Below are 13,759 nucleotides of genomic sequence, written 5' to 3'. Positions count from 1 at the left end.
GTAATGCAACAAGAATGTAACGGAGTTTTACAACCACTGTTCTTAACTTCTTTCGATATGATAAAGTCAGGCTATATGCCTGACTTTTTTATGTGTTAAATACGCAAAGTGTTTAACAAGCACAAAGGACAGAAGAGCTTTATATCATCTGTCATTTCAATAATTGTGCTGCAGTTTATAGGCGTAAAAGAATAATAAACCTGAAATCAGGTTAATAAGCTAGATGTGCACTCACTTATAAAATGGAATTATTACAATGAAAACATGGTTATTAAGCGCCGCAATCGTGGCCTCATTTGCTGCACAAGCAGATGAAGGGATGTGGCAGCCTTATCAACTCCCAGCAATGGCTGATGAGTTAAAAGCAAAAGGGCTAGAGATTGATGTTAAATCGATATCTAAATTGACAGAATACCCAATGAACGCAGTGATTAGCTTGGGCGGTTGTACTGCATCATTTGTTTCTCCAAAAGGGTTAGTTGTCACTAACCATCATTGTGCTTATGGCTCAATTCAGTACAACTCAACCCCAGAAAAAAACTTATTAAAAGATGGTTTCTTAGCAAAAACCTATGCAGATGAATTACCTGCAACGCCTGGTTCACGCATCTTTGTAACAGAAGAAGTGACTGATGTAACTGATCAAGTTAAATCTGGCGAAATGAATAAAGTGGGTAACGATTTTTATAAAGGGATTGAGCAAAAAGAGAAAGCCCTTGTAGCTGAGTGTGAAGCTGAAGATGGTTACCGTTGTAAGGTCTATAGTTTCCACGGTGGACTTGAGTATTACTTAGTTAAACAAATGGAAATTCGTGATGTTCGCTTAACCTATAATCCAGCTGCGAGCGTGGGTAAATATGGTGGTGATATTGATAACTGGATGTGGCCGCGCCATACCGGTGATTTCTCTTTCTACCGCGCTTATGTGGGTAAAGATGGCAAACCTGCAGATTTCAGTAAAGACAACGTGCCTTATGAGCCAAAAAGCTTTCTAAAAGTATCAGCTAAAGGTGTGAGTGACGGTGATTTTGTGATGGTAGCAGGCTATCCAGGTCGTACAAACCGTTACCGCACAGCTAACGAAGTAGAAAATCAGTTTGAGTGGGCTTACCCTGAAGGGAAAGTACTACGTGAGCGTTTAATTGAAATCATCAAAGAAACCGCACCAGAAGGCAGTGACGAACGCATTAAGTATGAAAGTGCTATTGCAGGTTTAGCGAACTACGCTAAAAACTTTACTTCAATGATTGAGTTTTATGGCAAATCGCCAATGCTTGAAGAGCGTAAGGGCTTGGAGCAAAAACTGGCTAATTGGATTAAAGCTGATAAGAAGCGTCAATCGCAGTATGGTGAGACTTTAGCTGAACTTGATAAGTTGATCGCTAAAGAGCAACAAGGTCAAGAGCGTGACGTGCTGATGAGCTATATGGGCTATAGCAGCATGATGAGTACAGCGGGTCGTTTATACCGTCTTGCTAATGAAAAAACCTTGCCAGATATGGATCGCGAACCAGGCTATCAAGAACGTGATATGACTAATTTCACTTCTGGAATGGAGCGTATTGAGCGTCGTTATGCCGCTAGTGTGGATAAAGCCATCCTTGCTGATTTGATTAAACGATACGCAGCATTACCTAGCGAATACCGTCTAGCAGCCTTTGATAAAGCTTTTGCAATCGGTCAGCCATTTGATGAAGCTAAATTCACTAAGCACCTTGATAACATGTACGCTAAAACTACGTTATCTGACAAAGAAACGCGCTTAGCGTGGATGGATAAGTCGGTTGCTGAATTTAAGAAGTCAAAAGATCCATTCATTCAATATGCTGTTAGTACGTATGATGAAAGAATGCAGCGTGAGCTAGATAATAAGCAGCTTGCTGGTGATTTAATGAAAGTACGCCCGCAGTATATGGATGCGATTATTGCTTACAACCGTGAACTTGATAAGCCTGTGTATGCTGATGCTAACTCAAGTTTACGTGTCACCATTGGTAATGTGAAAGGTTATAGTCCACAAGATGGATTAGTGGCGGTTCCTTTTACTCGTTTAGAAGGCATTGTTGCGAAAGATACTGGTGTCGAGCCTTTTAACTCTCCAGCTAAACAGCTTGAGTTAATTAACCAAAAGCAATACGGCGATTACTATGTTAAATCTCTAGATTCTGTACCGGTTAACTTTTTATCAACTCTTGATACAACCGGTGGTAACTCTGGTTCACCTACCTTAAATGGTCGAGCTGAACTGGTGGGGTTACTATTTGATGGTGTTTACGAGAGTATTATTGGTGATTGGGGTTACGATCCTGAGACAAACCGTTCAATTCAAGTGGATAGCCGTTACATGTTATGGGTTATGAAATACTTAGATAACGCTGATAACTTACTTGAAGAGATGGAAATCGTTAAGTAGAAGGTTCATACATTACAGGCATCTAGAGTTTCAGTAGGTGCCTTAGAACCGAAATTTCTGCGGCCTCTAGGGGCCGCATTTGTTTTTCTGCTAAGTTCAAAAGTTCGCAATTCATCATACTCATACGCACCAAATCAATCACGTTATAGCCTAAAGCTTTAGCCATTCTGCGGATCTGTCGGTTTAAACCTTGGGTCAACGTAATTTGAAATTGATTCTCACTGACTGCGGTAACTTTACAAGGTTTAGTGGTGACATCACGATAGCTCACCCCTTGGCTCATTTTCTCAATAAACTCATCATTAAAAGGGCGATCTACTGTTACTAGATACACTTTTTCATGGCCAAAATCTGGGTGCATTAATCGGTGGGTTAATTCACCATCATTTGTGAGCAATAACAGCCCGCGTGAATCCTTATCTAATCTACCAGCAGGATAGAGCCTAGGAGCGGGCGGCAGAATATGGATAAGACTAGATGGAAGGTCGGGCAATAAGCGGCAGTCAATGCCTACAGGTTTGTGATACAGCCAATACTGTTTACTTTCAATAGGGGCAATTGGCGCACCATCCAATAAGATATTGGGATTAACAGCAGATTGATTCACTCTATCTAATGGTGATGCCTGTTGGCCGTTAAAACTGACACGACCAGCAGCAATAAGTCGCTGAGCTTGACGTCTTGAGCTGACACCACAATGGGCGAGGTATTGTTCTAAACGCATATTAACTGACAAGGTTAATCGCTCGCAAAGGTGAGGTTTGATAGCTGTTTTTGCTGAAACTTAATCATTTTTTTCATATTTAGCCCCAGCAAGACACACCATAATATATTGGCTTGAGTCAGTACCCACATGACTAAAGACACCCAACAAATATCGCCGACTCTATGAGTGCAAGGATCAAAATCAAGCGTAGACCAGTTGAGTAAATACATTAACGCAATAGAGAAAATTAGCCCAATAATGTTAAAGCCAAATAAAGATGTTGAAAGTGAAATGTTTTTTCTAAAGTAATCAATGAAACAAAAGCTGTGCAGTACAAAAGTACAAATGAGATAACCAGTTGAAAAGAAACGATGTTGCTCAAGAAAGTTAATTGGAAAAATACCAATCAGTACAATCAATACCCCTAGAATAGCGCCAGTAATGGTAATGATCCTGCTATATACATCGGTAAAAACATAATATCGCGCCAGCATCGAAAGCATCAAACAAGCGCCGCCAATCACTAAGCCCATGTTATATACAATCGCTAAAGGCGAGCTCATGTAGTCGCCTAAGGTGTCAGCGCGAATACTTAATGGACTGACTCCTAATCGAGCAACCTCAGCAATAAGTGCAGTACTAATCCCCAAACCACTGATCAACGCCGTCGCTAAAGACATGAAAATAATCATTAAATGTAAATCGTAATGTTTATTGGCTTCAATTGTTTGACTCATGAATGGCTTAATATCTGCTTTCGTTAACTAATTGTTAGTGACAGATTATCACTAATCGACATATTTTATTAAGAGGGAGATACAAAAAACCTGATATAAATTGCCAGTTGGCATTTCTATATCAGGTTTTAAAAGCGTTAAACTTATCGTCTAACCGCGCTGATTAGTTGCGCTTGCGTAAAATCACAATGGCTACAGCGACTACCGCTAAAATCATGCAGTACCAAGCGTAAGAGATGGCTGCTAATGGGCTAATAGCAAATGTAGATGCTATCAATAATGCTTGGGCGCCATGAGGGATAAGACCCTGAACAATACAAGCGAAGATATCTAATACACTTGCAGCACGTTTAGGTTCAACACCATGTTTTTGAGCTAAATCTTTAGCAATATCACCAGCAACGACAATCGATACAGTGTTGTTTGCCACACAGGTATTGGTGGCTGCAACAATACTGGCCATACCTAATTCAGCTGCTCGGCTTGACTGGCCGCCTTTAGCTTTTGAGAAACGTTTGATTAGTAATTCAATTTTTTCACTGACAAACTTCAGTCCACCTTGCTGCTGCATTAGTGCAGCTAAACCGCCAACAAGCATTGAAAGGATGAAGATTTCTTGCATGTTAGTGAAACCAGCATAAATATCTTGTCCAAACTGTATTACACCGTAATCAGCTACAAACAGCCCTGTTGCTCCAGCAAGTAAAATACCCACGGTTAGCACAACGAATACATTCACACCCGCTACTGCTAGAAATAAGATCGTTAAGTAAGGGATAACATTGATGATATCAATTTCTTGCGCGGCGACCTCAGCTTGTCCTTGGCCTGCAAAAGCAAATAGCACAAGCGTGATTAATGATGCTGGTAAGGCAAAGATTAAGTTCTCGCGGAACTTATCTTTCATCTCACAGCCCTGTGTTCGGGTTGCAGCAATGGTGGTATCAGAAATAATCGATAAGTTATCACCGAACAACGCACCTGACATAACAGCACCTGCCATTAGGGCGTAATCAATTTGCGCTTGGTCAGCAACACCTAAAGCAATTGGCGCAACAGCAGCAATGGTGCCCATTGAGGTGCCCATAGCGGTTGCAATGAAGGCGGCAATAACAAAGAAGCCAGGAAGCAACATGCTTGAAGGAATCATTGAAAGACCTAGTGCAACGGTTGCATCAACACCACCAGTGGCTTTAGCAACAGATGCAAAAGCACCTGCGAGTAAGTAAATTAAACACATCGCGATGATGTTGCTGTGACCGATACCCGCAATAAAGGTATCAATAGACTGATTTAGTTTTTGCTTCGATAGCAATAGCGCCAAAATAATCGCAGGTAAAATAGCGATGACACTTGGTAATTGATAAAAAGCGAAATCTACCCCTTGGCTTTGAAAGTAAACGCCAGCACCGATAAATAGCGCTAAAAAGGCGAATAGAGGCAATAAAGCGATAAAGGAGGCTGGGCTCGTCGTAGTTGTATTTTTTGTCGTCAAGGTCGTCTCTCTTTTTTTATTTCAGTGATACTGGTTATGCGTCTATGGATGCAATTGAGTACTTTAGCAAACTCTTCATTAATAGTCGTATTATGATGACTTCTTAAGTTCTGGCAAGCATAGGAGATCTACAAATTAGTGTCAATCTAGACGTCTAGACTTCTTTGCTTCTGAGCTAACTTTTACAAACTACACTAGGTTTCGTTTTGTAAAATTAACATTTGCGTATAAAAAATGTTGTGTGAGCGGGATTTATAAGCAAGTTGTGAGGCAAAGCTAGTGGCTCGTAAACCCGTTGGTTTAATTGGGGTTCAGATTACAGTTGTTTTTGATGCGCGTGTAAAGGGCAATTGAATACTGACAAGGTGAATAAAGGGCATTAGAAAACAGGTTTGATCTTGTATTGGAATCAACAAAAAAGCCAATGCAGAGCATTGGCTTTATAGCGTGAGCTTATATAGCTGAAGTTACATCCAGCGACTTTTCTGTTTACGCTGTGGTCTTGGTAAATAAACCAAAATAATGCCAATTAATGCGCCTAGACCTGCAATCAATGCGCCTTGTTGCCACATTTTAGATTGGGCATTATCTTTAATCGATTGCAGCTGCTGGTTAGCTGTATCACGTTCATTAGTGACTTTTGCTAACTCTGATTGCAACGAAGCAATTTGGTTGTTCGAAGACGTTAGCTGTTGTGCAACAGACTCGGAACTTTGATCTAATTGCGCTAAGGTTGATTTTGTTTGCGCTAATTCAGCTTCAATAATCGGTAAGCGAGTTCGCAAGCTTGAACCTGTTTCAATCAAGTCTGACTTTACCCAGCCTTCACGATCTTTATGATCACGAACTTTACTGTAATCGTTTTGCGTCTCGTTTAATAAGGTAATTGTCTGGCCAGCTTCAATACTGCCTAATATACGATACTGAGTACCAGGACCACCGTGGATGTAAATAAAGACATCGTCAGTAATGTAATGCGTCTGAGCCATTAAACCTTTTGAGAGCAGTAGCAGGGCTACTAATGTAAGCATTCTGAACACGTTATTTTTCCATACCATTAGAACTATCCGTCATGCTATTTATTTAGTGACTTGATTGCAAGGAAGAACGTCAAAGACTTATTTAAATAAGCGGTATTACTGATGTAAATGTGCATTATTAGTCAAAAACGCTGCAATCATTGCTTTTATTGCACAGTTTATTAGGCATTTTAACTCTCAAAAAAGAGCCACAAAAAAGCCGGACATTTTCATGACCGGCCTTTTAAGCAATTTTTAAGCAATATAGCAATCGCTATCTTAGCTAAATACACCCTTAATGGTGAAGAAGAATAAGATAGATAATGCAGCACCTGCAGGGAGAGTAACTACCCAAGAGATGACGATATTACGGACTACACCGATATTAATTGCAGCGATACCACGTGCCATTCCCACACCCAATACAGCACCAACAAGTGTCTGTGTTGTCGAGATAGGAAGACCAGTACCAGACGCAATGACAACCGTTGAAGCTGCCGCTAATTCTGCAGCAAAACCACGACTTGGCGTTAGGTGAGTAATGTTTTTACCAATGGTTTTCATAACGCGCTTACCAAAGATAGCTAGACCCATTACGATACCAACAGCACCTAAAGGTAGAATCCACCAAGCTAATGCTGCTTTAGACTCAATTTCACCGCCACTGTTAACAACAGAAACAACTGCCGCTAATGGGCCAATTGCGTTAGCAACATCGTTTGAACCATGGGCAAATGCCATACAACAAGCGGTAACAACCATTAAGATAGCGAATACTTTCTCTACGTTTGCATACTCAGCTTGACGGTTAACATTGGTTGGCATGTTTAAGCGACCAATAGCCACTCTACCGAAGATCCCTACACCGATAGCAACAGCAAGTGCTAAACCGTATGCTTCAACTGTAGAGAAGTGTAAACCAACGTGCTTAAGTCCTTTTGTGATAGTCACAAGCGACATAATAAAGCCCGCAAGTCCCATGTAAAAAGGCACGAAACGTTTTGCGTTCGCGAGTGGGTCATCGGTGTTGAAAATTAACTTTTGAACACTTTGGAACAGCATGAAAGCAATGAAACCGGATATCGCAGGTGTTACCACCCATGAGCCGATAATGCCAACAACTTTACCCCATTCAACCGCTTCAGTACCAACACCTACAGCAGCAAAACCAACAATGGCGCCAATGATAGAGTGAGTTGTTGATACAGGCCAGCCTAATGCTGACGCCGCGATTAACCATAAACCTGCCGCTAATAAAGAGCCGATCATGCCGTATACCAGTAATTCAGGCGATTCAACGAAGAAACTTGCGTCAATAATACCTTTACGAATAGTACTGGTAACTTCACCACCTGCTAAATAAGCACCGGCAAATTCGAAGATCATTGCAATAATAATTGCTTGTTTGATTGTGATGGCGTTGGAACCTACTGAGGTACCCATAGCATTGGCAACGTCATTTGCGCCAATACCCCATGCCATCAAAAATCCAAATACAGCCGCAATACCAATTAGCATTGGGCCATTGGTGACTAATACATCAACCATGTTGTTTCCTTGATAACCTTGTTAGTTATGAACTGCGAGCTAACATTAGCTCTAGGCGAGAGCCTACACGCTCAGCTAAATCAGCTAAGCCTCCAACCCATTCGATGATTTTGTACATGAACATTACATCGACAGGATTCAAATCTGCTTCCAAGCTTAGTAGTAAACGACGTACTTGGATCTGCAAATCATCAGAATCAGCTTCAATCAGATCTAATTCATTGATCATCTTAGCGACTAATTCGACTTCACGACCACGGAAACCTGTTTCAAGAAGGTCATCGAGTTCGTTAATTGCTTGCTTAGCAAGAGAGACAGCATCTAAACAACGTTTGAGGTAAGCGTTAAACGGTGCTTGAACTGGTTGAGGGAACACTAATTGGCGACCAATAATTCGGCCTGAGATGTCTTTAGCTTTGTTGGCGATTTTGTCTTGTTGAGTTAATAACTCAAGCAAGTCAGTACGCTCAACAGGCATGAACAACCCACTAGGAAGGGTAAGACGAATTTCACGCTTCAGCGCGTCAGCGTCATTTTCTAATAAGCTAATTTGCTTACGTACATTTACAGCTTCATCCCAATCACCCGAAGTCGTTGCTTCAAAGAAGGGTACGAGTAAAGATGCACATTCGTGAACTTTATCTATATGCTGTTCTAATGGTTTAAGGGGTGATTTTGCAAACACACCTAAAATAGAGTTTACTGGCATTGCGGTTAACCTATTTAATGATTCCAAAGTTGGAAAAACGGGCGCATGTTACCTCAAGCGTCCGCATATTGAAACTGTGTTTTTAATTTAATCTACAGTTATTAGCGCTCAGTATATAGAACTGAGTTGCGCAATCCTAAGGGATTTTTATTACAGAAATGTGACATTATGAACTTAACATGACGCATTTATGAAGATTTAATGACAAGGTGAGTAGAAAGTCAATGGACGCTGAGATAGAACTGAAGCTGTTTATGCAGTCGCAATACCATGATTTACTAGTTAAATTACTCAATGGAATGAGCGAATCCACACCACAAAATACCCGTGAATTATCCAATAAATATTTCGATACAGCGGCATTACAACTTCGTCGTTGGAAGATGGGATTGCGGGTAAGAAGTAGTGAAAACTTTACAGAGCAAACCATTAAAACTGCAGGCTCAGTTATTGGTGGTATTCATACACGACCTGAATACAATGTCCCTATTGAACAAAAAATACCCTCTCTTAATTTGTTTCCTAAAGACATCTGGCCAAATGAAGCGGATATCGACGGATTACAACAAGATCTACATTGTGTTTTTGAGACCAATTTTACCCGCCAAGCTTGGCATATTTATATCGAAGGTAGCTTAGTTGAAGTGGCATTTGATGTCGGTGAGGTGCTTGCTAATGGTGAATCAGAGCCTATTTGTGAAATTGAGTTTGAATTATTAGCAGGTGAAGCATCAGCTTTATTACACCTTGCCATTGAAGTGGCGCGCACCATTCCGGTTCGACTAGGTAAAGCCAGCAAGGCGCAGCGTGGTTATCAATTATCTGGGCACCAACATTCAGCTCCGCTAGAGAAGATAGATTACATTTGTCTGCCAACAGACAAGAGCTTGCCAAAAACCTTAGAAGTATTACTGGAAACAGGTATCGAGCGTTGGCAAATCATTGAGTCCTTATTGATTGAAACCCGAGATATTCCTCATCAAGCTAAACTTTGGATGCAGCTCAGGGCATGTGTCAGATTATTAAGGCTGACCTTGAGTCAATTTGGGTTACTTAATAAGCAAGTTTTGCAATATTTTGAATTAATAGAACAGCAAATGCAGTTCATTGAGCCATTGCAAAGTTTAAGTCTTATTTTAGATGAACAAAAAAAGTTACTTGGTAAACGCGCAGATAAAACCGTGATCGCCGAACTCGTGATGACAAAAGTCACTGAGTTGGTTTCAAGCCATAAACTGGCTCACCTTTGGCAAGTGCCAGAGTATGGACAACTGCAATTATCATTAGTCGATTTATTATTAAAAACCACTAACGGTAGCCATCAGATGGTGGATTACCCTGAACTTGGCTTATTCGCTAATCATTTACAGCAGGACTCTTGGCAAAAAATTGTTAATTTAATGCCGGTAACAGCTGCAATGGACAGTTTGGATTATCAAAAGGTTGCCCAGAGATTAGACGAAAGTATTTTGGTTGGCTTTGCTTATGGTGAGTTATATCAAGCTGAAGATAGAGAAGCCTTTCGCGCCCCTTGGCAAGACCTGGCGTTAGGGATCCAAACATTAGGCAGTTATCAATTATTATCTGAAATCACCCAAGACAGTGATATTGAAATCGCTAGTTGGTTGGAAGATAAAGCACAAAGTTTACTTTTTGCGATGGAGCACTCTAGAAAAAGCGCCCTTGGTAATCAACCTTACTGGAAATGATAAACTCCTAACAACTTGTATCGAATCACAGGTATCTAATAAGAGTCAGTGCTAGATAACTCATTTAAGCCATCGCTTAATATATAAAAAAACCTATCAAATGATAGGTTTTTTATTGGTTATGTACGACCATAACAATGTTTGATAAAAATTTAAGATGCTATGAATGATAAATATGCAATAGTTTGATAATTTATCTAAGAATGAAAGGCACTTCCTTATAATAAAGTTTAATCATTTTTAAACTCACTTTTGGACAATTCCGAGTTACGATGAACAAGTACAGCTGAACTTTCTGATAACGTATTCTATGCCAAACACATCAATTGACTACAAAGTAGTGGCCAATTTTACTTGATCACTACAAGAAGATTTTAACGAATTGAAAGCCTGTTCTGTTTAAAAGGTAAACTTACTGCTTTACTCAGCTTCATCATTGAAGTGCGTTAAGCAGTAATATACTTGACTAAAACTTGCCTTAATTTACTGGCACATCCAATAAAATCACTTCACTGTCTTCTAAGACTTCAATTGTGATTGTTTTTTGAAGTGTCACTTCAGCGCCATCACCTTTTTGCATGACGACTTCTGTTTGATCATCCATAACTTTAAAGCTACCTGAAGATGCCAACACATACATTTGTTGCTCAATTTTTTGAGTAAATCGGGTTCCTTTTTTAAGTACTCCGCCATATACCCGGGCTAGCTGATTAATAAACAGCGCGCTACCTTCATCTTCAGGGAATCCAGATACTAATAATGGCAGTCCGTTTGTGTTGTTCTCATTGCTGAATTGTTTAGTGTCCCAACGAGGCTCCACGTTACGCTTATTAGGCTCAATCCAAATCTGATAGAAAGTTAGTGGATCTTTCGTCAAATTATATTCCGAGTGAGCAATCCCTGTTCCTGCACTCATCACTTGGACTTCTCCGGCAGGTGTCACCCCTTTATTGCCAGCACTGTCTTTATGCGTAATTGAACCTGTTCGAACAAAGCTAACAATTTCCATATCTTGGTGTGGGTGAGTAGGGAATCCCGTTCCAGACTGAACCCAATCATCATTAACAACTCGCAGTACGCCAAAACCCATACGTTGTGGATTATAGTAGTTAGCAAAACTAAAGTGATGACTCGATTTTAGCCAACCGTGATCCGCTTTACCTAGCTCATTAAATGCATATAGTTTAATCATGGTGTTACCCTCGTTGAATTCTAATAAAAGTTGTTAATTGTGCAGTGCGTTAGTGAGTGCGCTTAGCAATGACATTATCTATAGATAATCGTCCGCCACCTTGCAGCATTAGCGCTGTGCTGATGACAACTAAAGACAAAGCAAATTCGTATCCGTTATTGACCATAAACAGTCCGTTTTCAAAATGGACAGTAAAGAGTGCCACAAGCATGGTTATTGCCAATACCAGTGCGGTTGGGCGAGTGAGCAATCCAAGAATAATGAACAGTCCGCCAACAAATTCAGCGCTACCGGCCAAGAAAGCCATAAGCACACCAGGTGCTAAACCGATTGATTCCATCCATTGCCCTGTGCCTTCTAAACCATATCCTCCAAACCATGCAAAAAGCTTTTGAGCACCATGCGCCATGAAAATTAATCCGACTGGGATTCTCAATACTAAAGCTGTCCAGTTTTGGCTTGAAGCTGTCATTTTATTAAGTTGTGATGCAATCATATTTATTTCCTAAGTTCATTGTTTCTGAATGTTGAAGCTATTATATTTAAAGGTACTGACGATTAATAACGATCATAATTGAACAACCAGTTCAAAAGGATTGAACAATGAACTCACCTATCACTTTAGATGCATTAAAAGTACTGGATGCGATTGAACGTAAGAAAAGCTTTGCTGGGGCAGCAGATGAATTATTTCGGGTGCCCTCGGCCATCTCTTATACGGTCAATAAACTTGAAGAAGACTTAGATCTTGCTATTTTTGACCGCAGCAAAAGAAAGGCTGAGTTAACCGCTGTTGGAAAATTGATTGTTGAACAAGGTCGATTGATATTGGATGCAACTAACGAATTAACCTATATGGCTAAACAGTCAGCGAGTGGTTGGGAGTTAGAGATTCGGATCGCCCTCGATAGTATTTTATGTTTCAAGCCTATCTATGCGTTAATTGAACAGTTTCAAGTCACTCATCCATGGATTGATATCAAAATTACTGAAGAAGTTTTTGGTGGTACTTGGGATGCTTTAAGTGCAGAGCGTTGCGATCTTATCATTGGTGTTGAAGGTAGTGAGCGCAACAACAGCTTTAAGACAATCCCTATCGGTCAACTTGAGTTTATCTTTGCAGTCGCTAAAGACCATCCTATTCGACGAGCACCGCAACCTCTAAGCAACGACTCTATTAAACAATATCCATCAATTGTTGTGGCAGATAGCTCAAGGCACCTCGCATTGCGTTCAGCGGGCTTACTTGATGGACAGCCACGTATAACCGTCGCCAATATTGTCCAAAAAATTGACTTGCAAGAATTGGGGCTGGGGATTGGATATTTACCGGTCCATCGTATTCAAGATGAATTGGCGAGTGGGAAATTGGTGGCGTTATCCGTCAACAAGCCAGAAATTCGGGCTATCGACTTATGTGTCGCTTGGCGTAAAGATAATAAAGGCAAAGCGCTTGCTTGGTTTGTAGAGCAAATACAAGCCCTACAAAGCGATGTTTTTCTGGGAAAGCATCGCAATTAACAGTGACACCCATAATTAATTTTTTTGAACGCCATAGAAAGATTAGAATGCTTCATTTTTGATAATATTAAATTCTTCTTTGTTTATTTTACCCGACTCAAGTTCATCTTTTACTTTTGAAACTATCACGCGACAGTCCATACATGACGATCAGCATCTGAAATATAACCATAGATATAAAGGCTAGTTTTTTGGTCCCAGTAAAGCTATTTTTATTGATAATATTGGCAAACTCTTGGGCAATAATTATAACTGTACAGATACAGCTAAAAGGGAGTAAGTCTGGAGCAAGCTTTGTTGAATTTAAAAGTGACCGTTTGAATTAGCTGCTAACACTTATAAGCAAATTAATCGGGTCAGAGTAAAAGTAGGTTTGTATATGACCCAGTGTTATTTTCAAAAACAGAAATAACATAAGAATCAACTTCAGGCTCAATCCTTTCATCCATAATTAGATTAGGTTTTGTATGCCAAATGGCTTTGAATCCACATTTGACGAAATATCGAGCCAACTCGCTTTGGGGCAAAAACGTTTAAGACCACCAATTCTATACTTCATTTATATTGGCTCAGTTACAGCAGATCATTACTTCTATCTAACCCATTGCCTGCCGCAGGCTTATGTGCAGATACAGCTGCGAGACGCTACAAGTAAGTCCATGTAAGCTCTGCCAAAACATCCATGTTTTGGAAGCTCGCTGCTGCATCTA

Annotated in this window: 11 protein-coding genes; 3 read left to right on the top strand and 8 right to left on the bottom strand. The window is 40.3% G+C overall.

The annotated features are described in order from the left end of the window. The first annotated feature begins 256 nt into the window (after positions 1-256). Positions 257-2,413: a S46 family peptidase gene (locus LMH66_RS16705; RefSeq protein ID WP_229371404.1), complete on the top strand. Its 2,157-nt coding sequence runs from the start codon at positions 257-259 to the stop codon at positions 2,411-2,413. A gap of 22 nt (positions 2,414-2,435) precedes the next feature. Here the strand turns inward: LMH66_RS16705 and LMH66_RS16700 are convergent, their stop codons facing one another. The 6 genes from LMH66_RS16700 to LMH66_RS16675 all read right to left on the bottom strand — a co-directional run bounded on the left by LMH66_RS16700 (position 2,436) and on the right by LMH66_RS16675 (position 8,627). After that, positions 2,436-3,137, bottom strand: a complete 702-nt coding sequence (locus tag LMH66_RS16700) for a 23S rRNA pseudouridine(2604) synthase RluF (RefSeq protein WP_229371477.1) — start codon at positions 3,135-3,137, stop codon at positions 2,436-2,438. A 14-nt stretch (positions 3,138-3,151) separates the two neighbouring features. Then, positions 3,152-3,856 (bottom strand): hypothetical protein, encoded by a 705-nt coding sequence (locus tag LMH66_RS16695; RefSeq protein ID WP_229371401.1) that lies wholly within the window; start codon positions 3,854-3,856, stop codon positions 3,152-3,154. A gap of 163 nt (positions 3,857-4,019) precedes the next feature. Further along, a complete protein-coding gene (locus LMH66_RS16690; RefSeq protein ID WP_102528227.1) occupies positions 4,020-5,351 on the bottom strand; it encodes a Na+/H+ antiporter NhaC family protein in 1,332 nt (443 codons plus the stop codon). Between the two features lie 467 nt (positions 5,352-5,818). Beyond that, on the bottom strand, positions 5,819-6,409 hold the full coding sequence (locus LMH66_RS16685; protein WP_229371399.1) for a TIGR04211 family SH3 domain-containing protein: 591 nt from the start codon (positions 6,407-6,409) through the stop codon (positions 5,819-5,821). Positions 6,410-6,649: 240 nt separating this feature from the next. Next, the gene (locus tag LMH66_RS16680; protein WP_229371397.1) at positions 6,650-7,918 is read right to left on the bottom strand and encodes an inorganic phosphate transporter; all 1,269 of its coding nucleotides are present in this window, start codon (positions 7,916-7,918) and stop codon (positions 6,650-6,652) included. 25 nt (positions 7,919-7,943) lie between these two features. Beyond that, positions 7,944-8,627, bottom strand: coding sequence for a TIGR00153 family protein (locus tag LMH66_RS16675; RefSeq protein ID WP_229371395.1), 684 nt, complete (start codon positions 8,625-8,627; stop codon positions 7,944-7,946). A 224-nt stretch (positions 8,628-8,851) separates the two neighbouring features. Between LMH66_RS16675 and LMH66_RS16670 the strand changes: the two genes are divergently transcribed. Further along, entirely contained in the window at positions 8,852-10,336 is a 1,485-nt protein-coding gene (locus tag LMH66_RS16670) for an inorganic triphosphatase (protein ID WP_229371393.1), read from the top strand. A 478-nt stretch (positions 10,337-10,814) separates the two neighbouring features. Here the strand turns inward: LMH66_RS16670 and LMH66_RS16665 are convergent, their stop codons facing one another. Then, complete coding sequence (locus tag LMH66_RS16665) at positions 10,815-11,528, bottom strand: pirin family protein (RefSeq protein ID WP_229371391.1); 714 nt, start codon at positions 11,526-11,528, stop codon at positions 10,815-10,817. A gap of 49 nt (positions 11,529-11,577) precedes the next feature. Then, on the bottom strand, positions 11,578-12,024 hold the full coding sequence (locus tag LMH66_RS16660; RefSeq protein WP_229371389.1) for a DoxX family protein: 447 nt from the start codon (positions 12,022-12,024) through the stop codon (positions 11,578-11,580). Between the two features lie 107 nt (positions 12,025-12,131). Here LMH66_RS16660 and LMH66_RS16655 point away from each other — a divergent pair, with 107 nt between their 5' ends. Then, positions 12,132-13,049 (top strand): LysR family transcriptional regulator, encoded by a 918-nt coding sequence (locus tag LMH66_RS16655; protein WP_229371387.1) that lies wholly within the window; start codon positions 12,132-12,134, stop codon positions 13,047-13,049. The last annotated feature ends 710 nt before the right edge of the window (positions 13,050-13,759 follow it).

The organism is Shewanella sp. 10N.7, assembly GCF_020806285.1.
Taxonomy (GTDB): Bacteria; Pseudomonadota; Gammaproteobacteria; order Enterobacterales; family Shewanellaceae; genus Shewanella; species Shewanella electrodiphila.
Note: the sequence above shows the minus strand (reverse complement) of the source record. Positions and strands in the feature narration are given on the sequence as shown.